Here is a 16,777-nt window from a genome sequence, read left to right as displayed (position 1 = left end):
TGAAACTAAATAGATAGAATCAGATATCATAAATGTTACATTCCTCACACTTTTTATCATTTTTATTTGTGGTATCATCACATTAAGTAATTACTAATTATTAACCTTTTAATGCTGAGCAAAAGGATTTAACTATGGCTTCACTTAAGGATGTCGCAAAGTTAGCATCGGTTTCATTGATGACTGTTTCGCGTGCAATCAATAATCCTGAAAAATTAAATAAAGAAACATATAAACGGGTAAAAAAAGCAATTGAACAACTCAATTATGTTCCCGATTTATCTGCACGAAAAATACGTGGTGATCATTCTGGTCCACATGCTATCGGTGTCTTAGCATTAGAAACCGCCACGACACCGTTTTCAGTTGAACTGCTACAAGCTATTGAACGAACAGCCCAGCAACATGGCTGGAATACGTTTATTGTCAATTTATTTGACGATAAAGACGCGAATCATGCCATTAACACGCTATTGTCTTATCGCCCTAATGGCATTATTTACACCACCATGGGACTAAGAAAAGTTGAGCTTCCTGAAAGATTACTTGGTAAAAATGTGGTGCTCGCCAACTGTATTAGTGATTCTGAACAATTAGCTTGTTATATTCCTGATGACTACTCGGGTCAATACCAAGCAATGCAGCAAGTCATTAATAAAGGTTATCAAAAACCGCTTTGTATCTATTTATCCGAACATACTTTAGCCGGTAGCATTAGACGTCAAGCAGCAGAACAAGCTTGGCTTGATGCAGGTAAAAATTTAGATGACCTAATTAGTTATCATACATCCACATCTCAAGGTAATCTTGCGCAAGAATATATGATGACAGTTGAAATATTAAAACAACACTGTGTTAGAAAACCTGAATTTGATGTATTAATTTGTGGTAATGATCGGATCGCTTTTGTTGCTTATCAATATTTATTAAGTAATGGTTTCCATATTCCTAACGATGTTGCTATTTTAGGCTATGATAATATGGTGGGTACTGGCGAGCTTTTTTATCCCCCTTTAACGACGGTACAGCTTCCCCATTATGAAATAGGCGAACAAGCAGCTTTACATATCATCACAGGTCAAACCCAAAAAACGGTAACGCAAGTTGCATCAGCATTTTTACAACGCCAATCTTTATAGAGACAGTGACAAACCCACCAGACGAGATGGTGGGTTAATGACTCATGATTGATAGATTGATTTTAATTGCCAGCTTTCTAATTTAATGATTTTAGCCTGCCCATTTTCTGCAAATAAATTCACCTTTCTTGTCGCAGGTAATTTAGGGTAAATACGACTAGACAAGCTATATAAATCCTTATTCACAAAAACTTCTACGGATGATGCATCAACATAAATATGTAAGCTTAACTTATCGGTTTTTGGTAATGGTACACTACGGTAACCTTTAAGCTCTAAACCAGAAAGACTTCTATCAAGTACAATGCGATTAGATTGTAAATCAATAAATAACAACGTTGCTTGTTTACCATCTTCAGTTGCTGCCAGTTGCAAGCCAAAACGTTCTGCATTACTTTCAGAGAGATCAATTTCGACATTAAGTTCACAACTAATTGATTCAATCGACGTATTTTTCAATTCACTACTCAACAATATATTGGTTAATGATTGAGGTTTTTCACGTAATACTTCAAGTTCTTTAATCGGTCTGTTACGAACATTATTGTCTGCATCTAGGATCAATTCACGGGGTAAGGTAAATGCTCCCATCCATTTATCTTTTTTACTCGGCATGACTGATTCCCACATATCCATCCAAGCAAAAATAATTCGGCGTCCATCTGCTGCAAGAAACGATTGAGGGGCATAAAAATCATGACCAAAATCCATTTCTTGAAAAGGTTTAATAACAGAAAATTTTTGTCCTGGTTGCCAATCACCAACAATATAACCTGATTGAAACCGATTACGATACTGGTAACCTTTAGCTTTCATACCTTGCGGAGAAAACATTAAAATCCATTTGTCACCTAACGGAAAAAAATCAGGGCATTCAAGCATATAAACATCAGGATCGATATCACTTATCACAACATGATCAAATTGCCATTTTTTAAGATCTTGTGAGCGATACAGTAAAACTTTGCCCACATCGTTGCGATCTCGCTGGCCGACAACCATCCACCATATCCCATCTTGTTGCCAAACCTTAGGATCGCGAAAATGCATGATGCCATCTTCTGGCGTTAAAATCGTTCCCTGTTTTTCAAAATGAATACCGTCTTTACTAATAGCAAGGCATTGGGTTTGCCGAATTTGCTCATCGTTACCTTGACCATTTAACCAAATATGCCCCGTATAAATTAAATATAATTCGCCATCTTTTTCGACTGCCGAACCGGAAAAACAGCCACTTTTATCAAACTCTTGATCGGGTGCAATGGCTATGGGTAATCTTCGCCATGTCACTAAATCATCACTAACAGCGTGCCCCCAATGCATCGGTCCCCAGTTTTCATCATAAGGATGATGTTGATAAAAGGCATGATACTGTCCTTTAAAGTAAATCAAACCATTTGGATCGTTCATCCATCCCGATTGTGGTGCTAAATGAAAATGTGGGTAATACTGTTTATTCATGATCGTTTCTAATTGCAAAACAGCTTGATTTGCTTTATCAATAGCAGTAGACATAAAATCCCCTTTGTTCATCCGATATCAGATTTATCTGATTATATGGTATATTAATTTAATTGTTAACGTTAACTATAGATAAATTAAGCGATAAAATATGTGATGGAAGTCACACATTTTTAACGTTAACAATGAATTTTTTTTGAAATGATTTAGTCTATGGCGAATGACTAATTATTAAACTTGGTTTAATCTGTATGTAGCAGATGATATCAATAAGAAATATCGTCAACCTATTCACACACCTTAAACCCTATTAACCAAATATTATATCGAGTAATGAAATGAATAATACTAAAGTCTGGTCTCTTGGCGATGCGGTTATTGATTTATTGCCATTTGGCGAAATGAATTATCAAGCTTGTGCAGGGGGTGCACCTGCAAATGTTGCTATTGGCGTGGCTAAGTTAGGTCTTCCTTCGGCGTTTATCGGCCGTGTCGGTAATGATCCGTTTGGTCACTTTATGGAAAAAACATTCAAAGAATATCATGTTGACTGCCAAAGCCTTGAAAAAGATGATCTTCATCGAACCAGTACTGTCGTTGTCGATTTAGGTAAAAACGGCGAACGCAGCTTTACTTTTTTAGTCTCACCGTCAGCCGATCAATTCCTTTCAAAACAAGCAATACCCCATTTTAATCAAGACATTTTACATTTTTGTTCTTTGGCATTAGTTGGACAAACTTGTCGACAAACACTTAAAACCGCTATTGAAGATCTGACCGCTAAAAATGGGTTAATTAGTTTTGACATTAATTTACGGGAGCAAATGTGGAAAGATAAAGACGAAATGCGCACCATTATTACGCAGTTTTGTCACGATGCAGATATTCTTAAACTGTCTGATGAAGAGCTGTTTTGGTTGACAGAAAGTCAAGATTGGCATGAAGCATTAAATAAACTTCAGCAGCACTATAATGCTCCACTAAAATTGGTGACCAAAGGTCGAGATGGCAGTATTGTCGTATGGCAAGGTAAAACCTTTTCGTTTGATTCCTACCATGTGAATAGTGTTGACACAACGGGGGCTGGTGACGCTTTTGTCGCAGGTTTATTAAGTAGCATTGCGTCATCGGGAATGCCAGAAGATAAACTCATGCTTGAAAGTATGATGACCATTGCCAGTGCCTGTGGCGCTTTAGCCACAACTCAAAAAGGAGCTTTAACGGCACTGCCTGACAGCGCATTTTTACAATCATTTATTAGCGATAATCCCGCATTAACCGCTAAACAAATGGCGTAATTCAATAACAGAAAAAGAAAAAATGTTAGCTGGGTTATTGTATGATCCTGGTATCCATTTGCTGGCTAACGATCGGCTTTACGCTCAAGATCTCTGCTTTCAAATCAATCAATTATCTCCTCTTGCCGAAAAACAGCGATATCAGCTGTTTCAAACGCTACTGGGAAAAACAGGAGAGCAGTTTACGATAATGCCGGGATTCCAATGTGATTACGGTTATAATATTGAAATTGGTGAAAACTTTTTCGCCAATTTTAATTGCATCATGCTTGATGCGGCTAACATTACATTTGGTGATAATGTGCTTGTTGCACCTAATTGCGGCTTTTACACTTCAGGGCATCCACTGGATAGCCAAACACGATGCCGTGGTCTTGAGTTTGCAAAACCAATTACTATTGGTCACAACGTTTGGATTGGCGGTAATGTAATTATACTGCCAAATGTAACTATCGGTGATAATACCGTTATCGCAGCCGGAAGCATTGTTGATCGTGATATCCCTTCAAATGTGGTCGCCATGGGCGCACCCTGTCGAGAGTATAAAACGCTTTAATTCACCTTAACTGACTGTGCTCTAGCCCATGTATCGATAGCCACAACGTCCTCAATAGTGGTTGGTTCAGGTAAAACAAGTTTATCTAATATTGCCGATACGTGTTTGGCAATATCCATAAAACCAATTTTATTTTGCAAAAATGCTTCAACCGCCACTTCGTTGGCCGCATTAAGGGTCGTGGTTGCAGCTTGCCCTCGACAAGAAGCCTCAATGGCTAATTTTAAGCAAGGATAACGATTAAAATCAGGTGTATTAAACGTCAGTGATGACATCTGAGTAAAATCTAAATCAGGCACACCAGATGTGATACGTAATGGATAAGACATAGAATAAGCGATCGGTGTCCGCATATCAGGCACACCTAATTGAGCAATAACACTGCCATCTTGATAACGGACCATTGAATGAATAATTGATTGTGGATGGACAATGATTTCCATTTGCTCAGCACTGGCATTAAATAACCAACGTGCTTCAATATATTCTAAACCTTTATTCATCATCGTAGCGGAATCAACGGAAATCTTTTTTCCCATTGACCAATTAGGATGAGCAATCGCTTGTGCAGGTGATACCGAAGATAATTGATTGACTGCCCAATCTCGAAAAGGCCCCCCAGAGCCGGTTAACACAATTTTTGTCACACCATGATCAACCAAATTAGCAAACCCGAGATCATGCTGAACGGCGGTTGGCAGACTTTGAAAAATCGCATTATGTTCACTATCAACCGGTAACAGTTCAGCGCCATATCGCTTTACGGCTTGCATAAACAGATGTCCACAAGTAACCAAAGACTCTTTGTTAGCCAGTAAAATACGTTTTCCTTTTTCAATTGCAGCAAGCGTCGGTTTTAATCCTGCTGCGCCCACAATGGCAGCCATGACTTGGTGAACTTCGGGCAACTGTGCTAAATCACAAATAGCTTGTTCACCACTTAATACTTCAATATCCAATTTTAGATCAACAAGATTTGCTTTAAGCTGTTGTGCAGCTTGTTCACTTGCCATTGCCACATAGTGGGGTTTAAATTCTTGGCATTGTTCAGTCATTTTTTTTACATTACTGCCACCCACTAGCACATAAGCGTTAAATAATGTTGGATTTTGCCGAACGACCGCCAAAGTGCTACAGCCTATTGATCCTGTTGAACCTAAAATTGCGATGTTTTTCATAATTAATAAATTAAACCAATGTTATTTTCTTTAAAATATGAAACATATTCTAAATCAGGTACTTTGTCTGTCATTACCAAATTAAATTCATCAAGGTTACAAATAAAGGCTGGCTTAACTTGGTTAAACTTAGTGTGATCGACAATTAATATATTTTGATTAGATTTTTTCATGGCTTTATGCTTCATATTTAACTCATCAAAATGGTAACAAGTGGTACCTTGAGTTAAATCGATACCCGCTGCCGAAATAAAGGCTTTATTTGGGCAAACAACATCGAGCTGATTATCTGAACAAATACTGGTGAAAATTGCATTATTAAGTTGATAATGCCCACCACATAAAATGATTTTACACTTTGGCTTTTTTTGTAATGCCAGAAAGGAATTGAGCGAGTAGCAGATGGCAGTGAAAGAAATATCATCACTAATTTCATCAATGATAAATTGCATAGTCGTACCACAATCAAAAAAAATTGTATCGTTTTCATCAACAAATTGACTAACCAACTTACCAATATAACGTTTTTCAATTACTTGCTTATCTTGCTGATCAGACACAAAATATTGCGATATGGTATGACGTGCCTGATTAACCACATAACCGCCTAAAACAGCCAAACATGAGGAGTGATTATTAAGATCACGACGAATTGTCATTTCAGAAACACCAAGCATTTGTGCTGCTTGTTTTAAATGAATTTTATCGATTATTTTTAAATGTTCAATAAGTGCATTGACTCTTTTTTTGGGTTGTGTTTCCATTGCTATTCCATCTATAGCCATAAGCTACTGTATCAGTAGCTTATGAAGGATGAATTAATAACCGCTAGAGGAAGTTTTATCGCCTGATACAATCGCAATACCCGCGCTAGCGCCTAATCGATTTGCACCAGCATAAACCATTTTTTCAGCCGTTTGACGATCTCTAATGCCACCTGATGCTTTAACACCCATTTTATCACCGACTGTTTCACGCATCAATTTTACATCTTCAACCGTCGCACCAGATACACTAAAACCAGTCGATGTTTTTACAAAAGCAACACCAATTTCCTTGCAAATAGCACAAACTTTTACAATTTCTTCTTTAGTTAACAAGCAAGTTTCTAAAATGACTTTTAACGGAACTGCACCGCATGCTTTAAAAACAGCTTCAATATCCTTTTTCACTGCTTCCCAATCATTGCTTTTTAGCCAACCGACATTGATAACCATATCGATTTCTTCAGCACCTGATTTGACAGCCATTTCGGTTTCAAATGCTTTAGCCGATGTTAACATCGCACCAAGCGGAAAACCAACAACCGAACAAACCTTTACATCACTACCTTTTAATAAGCTAGCGACTAAAGGAACATAACCTGAATTAACACATACAGAATAAAAATGGTACTGCTTAGCTTCTTCGCATAATTTACGTATTTGATCTTCAGTCGCATTCATTGCGAGTAAAGTATGATCAATATACTTTGCATAACCCATAAAATGTCCTTTAATTATTGTTAATGATATCTAGTAAATATTGTTAGTAATGTTAGGATAATAACATTATATGACTATAGATGTTATTATCCTAACATTATATACTTAAATTATGATAATTAAAAACAAAACTCTGTGCTAACTACAGACAATTTAAACAGAAAAATTATTTAATAAAGACCCAGCTTTAATGAACCGTGATTTCTCCATATCAATATTGACAGGTCTTTTTCAAATGCATTCCAATATTTTGTTAGCAATTAAAATATAGTGGTTAACACTTCAGTATTTTCCAACAGGTTAATAATCTTAAAGTAAAGTTCATCAGCATTAATTGCTTTGTTTTCAAACTGACCAGAAAAATAATTAACAAATTGCTCATAATACAAATCTGGATACTGCCCGATTGCCGTCTAATACAATGAATGCAATTTTATTACCTAAATAATTTAACAGGCGTAGTAACACTAATTTTTAACAAGTTGATAGGATAGGTAAGAAATTGGGTAAGTAATGCGCACTCTAACATTACCCATTGATTTAGAATATTTAAGCATTATTCACTAAATGCAAATCAAAACTTTAAAAGCTAATGATATAAATAAAATGAAAAAAGCCTAGTTAAATCAACTAAGCTTTTCAAACAAAGAATTAAAATTCCATTAACTCTTTTTCTTTATCAACAAGTACAGCATCTAATTTTTTAATGGCTGCGTCAGTTGCTTTTTGAATAAAATCTTGTGATTTACGTTCATCATCTTCTGATATTTGTTTATCTTTTAATAATGCTTTGACTTGATCATTCGCATCACGACGAATATTACGAATTGACACACGACCTTGTTCTGCTTCGTTACGAACAATTTTCGTTAAATCACGACGACGTTCTTCTGTTAGTGGTGGCAATGGTACTCGAATAACCGTACCTGCCGACGCTGGATTAAGCCCTAAATCAGAAGATAAAATTGCTTTTTCAATCATTGGTGTTAATGATTTATCAAATACGGTGATAGCCAATGTTCTTGCATCTTCAGCCACCACATTTGCTAATTGACGAAGCGGCGTTGGGCTACCATAGTATTCAACCATAATACCGTCTAATAAGTTTGGCGATGCCCGTCCTGTTCTAATCTTAGAAATATGAGTTTGAAACGCATCTATACTTTTTTCCATGCGCACTTGCGCTTCTTTTTGAATCTCATTTAGCATAATAAAAACCTTATATTGAATAAATAAGACTAACAGCTTACTGTTGCCTGATTATTAATTAATGTCCCTTCGGGTTCACCTAAAATCACTCGACGTAATGCACCTGGTTTATTCATGTTAAAGACACAAATCGGCAGGTTATGATCACGTGCTAACGTAAACGCAGCTAAATCCATTACTTTTAATTCATCATCAAGCACTTTTTCATAATTTAATGTTTTATAAAGTGTTGCATTTGGATCTTTAACAGGATCAGCCGAATAAACACCATCAACTTTTGTTGCTTTTAACACCACATCTGCTTCAATTTCGATACCACGTAAACACGCTGCTGAGTCAGTTGTAAAAAAAGGATTACCTGTTCCTGCTGAAAGAATAACCACTTTACCATGACGAAGCAAGCTAATTGCTTCTGTCCAGCGGTAATCGTCACATACTCCATTAAGTGGAATAGCTGACATTAAACGCGCATTAACCTCAATTCGATGCAACGCATCACGCATTGCAAGACCATTCATTACCGTTGCTAGCATCCCCATATGATCGCCAACAACACGATTCATACCGGCTTTTGCAAGACCAGCGCCACGAAATAGATTACCGCCCCCAATAACAACAGCAACTTGAACATTCATTTCAATAAGTTCTTTAATTTCTTGCGCCATGCGGTCAAGAACGGTGGGATCAATACCAAAACCTTCATCGCCTTGTAGTGCTTCACCACTGAGTTTAAGAAGAATACGTTTATAGAAAGGGGTTACCATATGAAGTCTCACTATTTCGTTATTTAATTACCTGACAAGCTAAAAATGGCTAGCTAGCAATAATTTAAAAAAATTTGTAGATAAACAAAACCGCCTTGACGGCGGTTTTTTACGAAACAATTAAGATTGTTTCGACATCGCAGCAACTTCGGCTGCAAAATCAACTTCCACTTTTTCAATGCCTTCACCCACTTCAAAACGGATGAAAGAAGCAACAGTCGCTTTTTTCTCAGCCAGTAAATCACCAACAGTCTTACTTGGATCCATAACAAATGGTTGACCAGTAAGTGAAACTTCACCAGTAAATTTACGCATACGGCCTTCAACCATTTTTTCAGCGATTTCACGTGGTTTACCTGATTGCATTGCAATTTCGATTTGAATATTGCGCTCATGTTCAACAACATCAGCTGGAACATCGCTTGGGCTAACATATTCTGGTTTGCTTGCAGCAATGTGCATTGCAATATGTTTAACTAATTCTTCATCACAACCACTGTTTGCAGCAACTAATACACCGATACGTGCACCATGTTGGTAACTACCAACTACATCACCTGAAATTTGTTGAATACGACGAATACCGATGTTTTCACCGATTTTTGCAACTAGTGCTGTACGTTCTTCTTCAAATTTTGCTTGTAACGCAGCAAGATCAGTAATGCTTTCGTTCAATGCTGCAGTAGCAACTTTTTCGCTAAACTCTAAGAAACCTGCATCTTTAGCAACAAAGTCTGTTTCGCAGTTGATTTCTAAAATTACACCCGATTTTTTATCCGCAGAAATCTTAGAAATAATCACACCTTCAGCCGCTACACGACCTGCTTTTTTAGCCGCTTTTGCTTGACCTGATTTACGCATATTGTCGATAGCAACTTCGATATCACCATTTGCTTCAACTAATGCTTTTTTACATTCCATCATACCTGCGCCAGTTCTTTCACGCAGTTCTTTTACCATAGAAGCGGTAACTTCAGCCATTTTTAAATCCTCTATTTAACCATTGTGATGATTTTCATTAGAATGGGTCGATTATTTATATTATCGACCCTGAAAATATTTGAGTTTATTACTCTGCTGCTGGAGCTTCTTCAACAAAGCTTTCTTCAGATACTGGAGATTGATTTTGTTCACGACCAGCACGAACGGCTTCCGCAACTGCATTTGCATATAATTGAATTGCACGAATTGCGTCATCATTACCTGGAACGATGTAATCAATACCATCTGGATCTGAGTTGGTATCAACAACAGCAACGACTGGAATACCTAAATTGTTAGCTTCTTTGATAGCGATATGTTCATGGTCTGCGCCAATAACAAAAATCACATCGGGTAAGCCACCCATATTTTTAATTCCACCCAAGCTATTTTCTAATTTAGCCATTTCACGAGCACGCATTAGTGCTTCTTTTTTGGTTAATTTGTCAAATGTACCATCACTAGCTTGTGTTTCTAAATCTTTAAGACGTTTGATTGATTGACGTACTGTTTTCCAGTTAGTCAACATACCACCTAACCAACGGTGATTAACGTAGTATTGTCCACAGCTTTCAGCGGCTTGTTTAATCGCTTCGCTTGCTGCTCGTTTTGTACCAACAAATAAAATTTTACCTTTACGTGCAGCCACTTTGTTTAATTCAGCTAACGCTTCGTTAAACATTGGTACTGTTTTTTCAAGGTTGATAATGTGAACTTTGTTACGCGCACCAAAAATAAATGGTTTCATTTTTGGGTTCCAATAACGGGTTTGGTGTCCAAAGTGTACACCTGCTTGTAACATATCGCGCATTGATACTGTAGTCATGATTTCCTCATTTTGACGTTGGGGTTATGCCTCCACATATCCGCTTTAACCGACCTTATTGCATAAAACAAAAGGCACCCCGGAAAAGAGTAATGATATGTGTGTGTTATAACGTTAATTAAATTTTAAAATTTGTGCTGACTTTCACAACGATTTTTTTGAAAAATGAATGTGGAAAGTAGCGCGCGTTTTATACCATATTTAGATAAAATTTACTAGCGTTATTTTTTATAATATGAACAGAATAATGTTGTACTTTAAAAAAGTCACATTAAAAATGTAAAAAATTGGGCAAATTTTATGAGGTTTTTAAGTATTTTTTCCATAAAGAAATAAAAACATTGGCTTTATTAATGTGATGTTTTTAATCGTTAAAGATTAGGTTTGTTACTATCATTAACTTAGGTATTTAGACATTCATTAACTTTCTAATTTATCTCTCTATACCTTAAATAGTATTAAAGTTTAAAATAACAATTTAAAAAGTGATTGTTATCACTAACAAAATTAAAGATATTCCAAAAGGATTGTTTTATAATGTAAAAAAACCATTCAATAAGTTTTTACTTATCAAATGGTTTAATAAAATTTAGTTGAATAATTGAGTGAACTTCAGACAAATCCAATCCCATACAGATCCAAAGAACCCAGTTTCTGCAACATTTTGCAGTGCCACTAATGGTTGTTCATTAATCACTTTGCCATCTAATAAAAATTGTATTTTACCTACTGTTCTTCCTTTCATTATCGGTGCATAAATATAATTATCAATGACATATTTTATTTGTAGATCAGCTGAACGACCTTTTGGTACAGTAACATAAGCACCGTCTATTGAACCTAGTTGGATTTTATTTTCATCTCCATACCAAATGGATTCAGTAAATAAAGGCATATTCGCTTTTATAGGGTTAGCCGTTTCGAAGAATCGAAAACCCCAAACTAATAATTTCTTACTTTCTTCTTCCCGACCTTTATAGGTTCTTCCGCCTAATACTGCCGATATTAAACGTGTATTACCCTCGACAGCAGAGGCAACTAAGTTGTAACCGGCTGCTTGGGTATGACCTGTTTTGATTCCGTCTACATTTAATGTAGTATCCCATAGTAAGCCATTACGATTTAATTGCGGTTTAGAGAGATTATAAGTAAATTCTTTTTCTTTATAAATCGCATATTCATCAGGTAAATCACGAATCAATGCGCGGCCTAATAACACCATATCTTTGGCTGTGGTATATTGTCCTGGCGCATCAAGTCCATGTACGGTTTCAAAATGGGTATGTTCCAAACCTATTTTTTTGGCATAGTCATTCATTAAATTAACAAAAGCACCTTGGCTACCTGCGATATGTTCAGCCATTGCAATACAAGCGTCGTTACCTGATTGAATGATGATACCTTTGTTAAGATCCGAAACAGAAACGGTTTTACCCACTTCCAAAAACATTAATGATGATCCTTTTAATACAGGGTTACCCGTTGCCCATGCATCTTTACTGACTACAACCATATCATCATTTTTAATTCGACCTGAGTGTAAAGCTTGACCAACTACATAGCTGGTCATCATTTTGGTAAGACTGGCTGGATCACGTTGTTGTTCAGCGTTATATTCCGCTAAAATTTCGCCTGATTTGGCATCCATTAAAATATAAGATTCAGCATTTAATTGGGGAATAGCTGGAATAGGAAAAGGCATATCAGCAGATGCTGATGTGCAAATTGACAGCATCAAGATAGCAAAAGATAATTTAAATTTCTTTTTCATTTATTTGAATTCCGTTAAATATTTTTAGATAACATATATCGATGTGTGTGAATAGACATCATAATGCCAAAACATGCCATTAAAACGACTAATGATGAGCCACCGTAACTTATTAAAGGTAATGGTACACCAACTACCGGTAAGATTCCACTGACCATACCGATATTAATGAACACGTAGACAAAGAATACTAAAATCAGACCACCAGATAATATCCGACCAAATGTCGTTTGTGCTTGTGATGCAATAATTAACCCACGAACAATTAAACATAAAAAAAGAATTAACAGAACGATAGTACCAATAAAACCAAATTCTTCTGCAATTACAGAAAAAATAAAGTCAGTATGTCTTTCTGGTAGGAATTCTAATTGTGATTGCGTGCCTTCAAGCCATCCTTTACCCCATATCCCTCCAGAACCAATGGCAGTTTTAGATTGAATAATATGATAACCCGTACCATTTGGATCTCGCTCAGGATTAAAAAGTGTTAACACCCGTTCACGTTGATAATCATGCATTAAAAAGAACCACATGATAGGTAAAAAAGCAGCAATTAAGATGACAGCAACAATGATAAATCGCCAATCAATACCAGCCAAAAAGATAATAAATATTCCTGACATGACAATTAATATAGCTGTACCTAAATCCGGTTGCATTGCAACAAGTAAAGTTGGCACACCAATAATAGCCAAGGTTTGTAATGTGGTTTTTAAAGGTGGAGGACAGCCATCACGATGAATAAATTTAGCAACCATTAATGGCACGGCTATTTTTGCAATTTCTGATGGTTGAAATCGCAATACACCTAAGTCTAACCATCTTTGTGCGCCTTTACTGGTGTAACCAAAAATATCAACAAACAGTAAAATGATAATACAAAAAATATAAAGATAGGGAGCCCATTTTTCATAGGTTCGAGGTGAAAATTGAGCTAAAAATATCATGATAAAAAAACCAAGGAGTATTTGTACCACTCGCTTTTGTATCATATCGATATTTTGCCCACTCGCACTCCAAAGTATATATAAGCTATAACAGAGTAGTAGCGTTATAAATAGAAAAAAAAGGGGATCAATATGTATCTTTTGCCAAAAAGATTTTTTGATGTTATTCATAATTAATTTTCATATCCTGTATCTTGAGCTGCGTCATCGAGATCAGTGGAGTGATTGCCTAATAGATAAAAATCAAGAATTTTGCGTGCAACCGCACCACCATTTGAGCTTCCGCCCCCCCCATTTTCAAGTACAATAGCCAATGCTATTTTGGGTTTATCGTAAGGCGCATAAGCAATAAATAATGCATGATCACGTAAATGCTCGGGAATATTGTTCGCATTATAAGTTTCGTTTTCTCTTAAACCATACACTTGTGCTGTTCCTGATTTTCCTGCTGCTTGATATTGAACGCCAGCATACACTTTACGTGCTGTTCCTCGTGAACCAAACATCACTCTATACATACCTTCTTTCGCTAAATCCCAATAATTTGTTTTAACTTCTGTTAAATTATTTGGCTGTTCAAATTGAACGGGATCAATGTGAAACTGATCTTCATTGGAATTTAAAATATCACTCTTTTTATACAGTAAAAAATGGGGGGTATAAGTTTTTCCATTATTAATTAAGATAGTTAATGCTTTTGCCATTTGCATTGGTGTTGCAGTCCAGTATCCTTGACCAATGCCAACAGGGATAGTGTCTCCTTGTAACCAGGATTTTTTATGACGTTTACTTTTCCATTCTCGACTTGGCATAACAGCGCGTGTCTCTTCACTTGGTGACATATCAATTCCAGTGCGTTGACCATAGCCAAATTTAGTCATCCATAAACTTAAACGATCAATCCCCATATCATAAGCAACTTGATAAAAATAGGTATCTACTGATTCTTCTATCGCTTTTAGTACATCAACCCGACCATGCCCCCATTTTAGCCAGTCTCGGTAACGTCTTTCTGTTCCCGGTAATTGCCACCATCCGGGATCGTTAACCACGCTTTTGGGCGTTACAACCCCTTCACTTAATGCAGCTACAGAGATAAAGGGTTTTACGGTTGAAGCAGGTGGATAAGCCCCCAATAAAGCCCGATTAAATAAAGGTTTGTTCGGATCATTGAGTAATTCATTATATTTTGCACTTGATATCCCTCCAACAAAATCATTTGAATCATAACTAGGGCTTGATACCATCGCTAGGACTTCACCGTTATTGGGATCAATCGCCACCACAGCAGCTTTGCGCCCAGCAAGAAGTTTTTCGATGTAAAGTTGTAATTTGAGATTTATTGATAAATAGATATCTTCGCCTGCTTGTGGTGGATGCTGTTCAAGCAGTCGGACGATACGTCCGCGACTATTAACTTCAACTTTTTCATAACCAGCTGTGCCATGTAATATGTTTTCATAATAGCGTTCAATGCCCATTTTTCCGATATTGAGCGTCGCAACATAATTACTGGTTTTATTTTCTTCTTCTAACCGCTTTTTATCTTGGCTATTTATTTTTGAGATATACCCCAGAATGTGAGTTAGTGATGCACCATAAGGGTAATAGCGGTGTTGTATTTTAACAATTGAGGCAAAAGGAAATCTGTGTTGATCGACAACAAATCGTGCAATTTGTTCTTTACTAAGGTTCTCTTTTAGCGGAACAGGTCTGTGAGCGCGATAATTTCGTCTTTCTTTTTGGAAATTTTCAATATCTTCATCTGTCAAATCAACCACTTTTTTTAATTGTTCAAATTGTTCATTCAGATTTTTGGTTTTATCAGGAATAATGTTTAGTTGATAGGTGATATTATTACTGGCTAATGGCGTTCCATTACGGTCATAAATCATGCCGCGACTAGGAGGAATAGGTATAATTTCGATACGATTATTATTTGATTTAGTACTGTAATAACTAAAATTAGCAATTTGAAGATCCGCTAAATTCACTAATAAAATAATAATCAAAAAGATAATTACCACAAAAGCAAACAAAGCTCTACGCAGGAATAAGTTTGTTTCTGCTGAATGATCCCGAATATTAGTTCGCTTTTTTTTTGTTGTAATAGGGATAATAATACTCCTTAAATACTGCTTTTTGATTGATGCTCTTGTTGTTCCCATTGTTCATAAGCGTTGACAATTCTGGCAACTACCGGATGACGAACAACATCTTCACTATTAAAAAAGTTAAAACTAATTTCATCAACTTGGCTTAAAACTTCAATTGCATGACGTAAACCGGATTTTTGGTGACGCGGTAAATCAATTTGAGTGATATCCCCTGTTATAACAGCTTTTGAGTTAAAGCCAATGCGTGTTAGAAACATCTTCATTTGTTCTATTGTGGTGTTTTGGCTTTCATCGAGAATAATAAATGCATCATTTAGGGTACGACCACGCATATACGCTAGTGGCGCAACTTCAATCACGCTTTTTTCAATCAGTTTTTCGACTTTTTCAAAACCCAGCATTTCAAATAGCGCATCATAAAGTGGGCGTAAATACGGGTCGACTTTCTGGCTTAAATCACCTGGTAAGAATCCAAGTTTTTCACCCGCTTCAACAGCGGGTCGAGTCAGTACTATCCGACGAATCTGTTGCTTTTCTAATGCATCAACAGCAGCTGCCACCGCTAAATAGGTTTTACCCGTTCCCGCAGGCCCAATACCAAACGAGATATCATAATCTAAAACATGCGCAATATATTGAGCCTGATTGGGCGTTCTTGGTTTGATTACCCCACGTTTTGTTTTAATCATTACCATTTTACTTCCATGCTGATCAGTATAAGCAGGAAGATGTTCTTTCATTTTTTCAAGCGCACCGGATTCTTTTATCGCTAAATGAATGTGTTCGGGTTCAATATCAATAATGTTGTTTTTGGTTTTAGTTTGTTGATAAAGTGACTTTAAAATCTGATCGGCTGCGTTAACACAAATCTGATCACCGGTAATTAAAAATAGATTACCTCGATGATTAATTTCAATACCAAGTCGACGTTCAAGTTGTTTTACGTTGTCATCTTGAGGGCCACAAAGACTATTTAATCTTTGATTATCATCTGGTTCAAGCACGGTTTGATGTGTAATAATTTTCAATGATAAGCCCTCTAA

15 protein-coding genes are annotated in these 16,777 nt (G+C 36.4%); 3 read left to right on the top strand and 12 right to left on the bottom strand.

Features of this window, described 5'->3' with window-relative positions; translation table 11 throughout:
* The first annotated feature begins 134 nt into the window (after nucleotides 1-134).
* On the top strand, nucleotides 135-1,139 hold the full coding sequence (locus ACGH6R_RS07030; RefSeq protein ID WP_411599263.1) for a LacI family DNA-binding transcriptional regulator: 1,005 nt from the start codon (nucleotides 135-137) through the stop codon (nucleotides 1,137-1,139).
* A gap of 42 nt (nucleotides 1,140-1,181) precedes the next feature.
* On the opposite strand, the gene ACGH6R_RS07025 is transcribed toward ACGH6R_RS07030, so the two are convergent.
* On the bottom strand, nucleotides 1,182-2,654 hold the full coding sequence (locus ACGH6R_RS07025) for a glycoside hydrolase family 32 protein (RefSeq protein WP_411599262.1): 1,473 nt from the start codon (nucleotides 2,652-2,654) through the stop codon (nucleotides 1,182-1,184).
* 284 nt (nucleotides 2,655-2,938) lie between these two features.
* On the opposite strand from ACGH6R_RS07025, the gene ACGH6R_RS07020 reads away from it, so the two are divergent.
* Nucleotides 2,939-3,898: an aminoimidazole riboside kinase gene (locus ACGH6R_RS07020; RefSeq protein WP_267350181.1), complete on the top strand. Its 960-nt coding sequence runs from the start codon at nucleotides 2,939-2,941 to the stop codon at nucleotides 3,896-3,898.
* Between the two features lie 22 nt (nucleotides 3,899-3,920).
* Nucleotides 3,921-4,454, top strand: coding sequence for a sugar O-acetyltransferase (locus ACGH6R_RS07015; RefSeq protein WP_411599261.1), 534 nt, complete (start codon nucleotides 3,921-3,923; stop codon nucleotides 4,452-4,454).
* On the opposite strand, the gene ispC is transcribed toward ACGH6R_RS07015, so the two are convergent.
* The 11 genes from ispC to ACGH6R_RS06960 all read right to left on the bottom strand — a co-directional run bounded on the left by ispC (nucleotide 4,451) and on the right by ACGH6R_RS06960 (nucleotide 16,762).
* On the bottom strand, nucleotides 4,451-5,632 hold the full coding sequence (gene ispC, locus ACGH6R_RS07010) for a 1-deoxy-D-xylulose-5-phosphate reductoisomerase (protein WP_411599260.1): 1,182 nt from the start codon (nucleotides 5,630-5,632) through the stop codon (nucleotides 4,451-4,453). The genes ACGH6R_RS07015 and ispC overlap by 4 nt on opposite strands.
* A gap of 2 nt (nucleotides 5,633-5,634) precedes the next feature.
* Nucleotides 5,635-6,396 (bottom strand): DNA-binding transcriptional repressor DeoR, encoded by a 762-nt coding sequence (deoR, locus tag ACGH6R_RS07005; RefSeq protein WP_267359017.1) that lies wholly within the window; start codon nucleotides 6,394-6,396, stop codon nucleotides 5,635-5,637.
* Nucleotides 6,397-6,450: 54 nt separating this feature from the next.
* Nucleotides 6,451-7,116, bottom strand: coding sequence for a deoxyribose-phosphate aldolase (gene deoC, locus ACGH6R_RS07000; RefSeq protein ID WP_220216240.1), 666 nt, complete (start codon nucleotides 7,114-7,116; stop codon nucleotides 6,451-6,453).
* Nucleotides 7,117-7,767: 651 nt separating this feature from the next.
* Nucleotides 7,768-8,325 carry a ribosome recycling factor gene (gene frr, locus ACGH6R_RS06995; RefSeq protein ID WP_065558475.1) on the bottom strand — a complete coding sequence of 186 codons (558 nt, stop codon included), beginning with the start codon at nucleotides 8,323-8,325 and terminating at the stop codon, nucleotides 7,768-7,770.
* A 29-nt stretch (nucleotides 8,326-8,354) separates the two neighbouring features.
* Nucleotides 8,355-9,089 carry a UMP kinase gene (gene pyrH, locus ACGH6R_RS06990; protein ID WP_065633747.1) on the bottom strand — a complete coding sequence of 245 codons (735 nt, stop codon included), beginning with the start codon at nucleotides 9,087-9,089 and terminating at the stop codon, nucleotides 8,355-8,357.
* 120 nt (nucleotides 9,090-9,209) lie between these two features.
* Nucleotides 9,210-10,070 carry a translation elongation factor Ts gene (gene tsf, locus ACGH6R_RS06985; protein ID WP_411596778.1) on the bottom strand — a complete coding sequence of 287 codons (861 nt, stop codon included), beginning with the start codon at nucleotides 10,068-10,070 and terminating at the stop codon, nucleotides 9,210-9,212.
* 88 nt (nucleotides 10,071-10,158) lie between these two features.
* Complete coding sequence (gene rpsB / locus ACGH6R_RS06980) at nucleotides 10,159-10,896, bottom strand: 30S ribosomal protein S2 (RefSeq protein WP_065558472.1); 738 nt, start codon at nucleotides 10,894-10,896, stop codon at nucleotides 10,159-10,161.
* 589 nt (nucleotides 10,897-11,485) lie between these two features.
* Nucleotides 11,486-12,667 (bottom strand): serine hydrolase, encoded by a 1,182-nt coding sequence (locus ACGH6R_RS06975; protein WP_267379494.1) that lies wholly within the window; start codon nucleotides 12,665-12,667, stop codon nucleotides 11,486-11,488.
* A gap of 14 nt (nucleotides 12,668-12,681) precedes the next feature.
* A complete protein-coding gene (gene mrdB, locus ACGH6R_RS06970) occupies nucleotides 12,682-13,788 on the bottom strand; it encodes a peptidoglycan glycosyltransferase MrdB (protein WP_411599259.1) in 1,107 nt (368 codons plus the stop codon).
* Between the two features lie 2 nt (nucleotides 13,789-13,790).
* A complete protein-coding gene (mrdA, locus tag ACGH6R_RS06965) occupies nucleotides 13,791-15,785 on the bottom strand; it encodes a penicillin-binding protein 2 (protein ID WP_411599258.1) in 1,995 nt (664 codons plus the stop codon).
* Nucleotides 15,746-16,762 (bottom strand): PhoH family protein, encoded by a 1,017-nt coding sequence (locus ACGH6R_RS06960; RefSeq protein ID WP_411599257.1) that lies wholly within the window; start codon nucleotides 16,760-16,762, stop codon nucleotides 15,746-15,748. Before ACGH6R_RS06960 ends, mrdA begins: the two co-directional genes overlap by 40 nt.
* Nucleotides 16,763-16,777 lie beyond the last annotated feature (15 nt).

The organism is Gilliamella sp. CG13 (genome assembly GCF_046635805.1).
Taxonomy (GTDB): domain Bacteria; phylum Pseudomonadota; class Gammaproteobacteria; order Enterobacterales; family Orbaceae; genus Gilliamella; species Gilliamella apicola_I.
This window is presented reverse-complemented; position numbering and strand designations above follow the sequence as displayed.

What these genes read in the sequence shown, in the direction of transcription:
- ACGH6R_RS07030 (WP_411599263.1), top strand. Translation starts at nt 135, where the DNA reads ATGGCTTCACTTAAGGATGTCGCAAAGTTAGCATCGGTTTCATTGATG.
- ACGH6R_RS07025 (WP_411599262.1), bottom strand. Translation starts at nt 2,654, where the DNA reads ATGTCTACTGCTATTGATAAAGCAAATCAAGCTGTTTTGCAATTAGAA.
- ACGH6R_RS07020 (WP_267350181.1), top strand. Translation starts at nt 2,939, where the DNA reads ATGAATAATACTAAAGTCTGGTCTCTTGGCGATGCGGTTATTGATTTA.
- ACGH6R_RS07015 (WP_411599261.1), top strand. Translation starts at nt 3,921, where the DNA reads ATGTTAGCTGGGTTATTGTATGATCCTGGTATCCATTTGCTGGCTAAC.
- ispC (WP_411599260.1), bottom strand. Translation starts at nt 5,632, where the DNA reads ATGAAAAACATCGCAATTTTAGGTTCAACAGGATCAATAGGCTGTAGC.
- deoR (WP_267359017.1), bottom strand. Translation starts at nt 6,396, where the DNA reads ATGGAAACACAACCCAAAAAAAGAGTCAATGCACTTATTGAACATTTA.
- deoC (WP_220216240.1), bottom strand. Translation starts at nt 7,116, where the DNA reads ATGGGTTATGCAAAGTATATTGATCATACTTTACTCGCAATGAATGCG.
- frr (WP_065558475.1), bottom strand. Translation starts at nt 8,325, where the DNA reads ATGCTAAATGAGATTCAAAAAGAAGCGCAAGTGCGCATGGAAAAAAGT.
- pyrH (WP_065633747.1), bottom strand. Translation starts at nt 9,089, where the DNA reads ATGGTAACCCCTTTCTATAAACGTATTCTTCTTAAACTCAGTGGTGAA.
- tsf (WP_411596778.1), bottom strand. Translation starts at nt 10,070, where the DNA reads ATGGCTGAAGTTACCGCTTCTATGGTAAAAGAACTGCGTGAAAGAACT.
- rpsB (WP_065558472.1), bottom strand. Translation starts at nt 10,896, where the DNA reads ATGACTACAGTATCAATGCGCGATATGTTACAAGCAGGTGTACACTTT.
- ACGH6R_RS06975 (WP_267379494.1), bottom strand. Translation starts at nt 12,667, where the DNA reads ATGAAAAAGAAATTTAAATTATCTTTTGCTATCTTGATGCTGTCAATT.
- mrdB (WP_411599259.1), bottom strand. Translation starts at nt 13,788, where the DNA reads ATGAATAACATCAAAAAATCTTTTTGGCAAAAGATACATATTGATCCC.
- mrdA (WP_411599258.1), bottom strand. Translation starts at nt 15,785, where the DNA reads ATGGGAACAACAAGAGCATCAATCAAAAAGCAGTATTTAAGGAGTATT.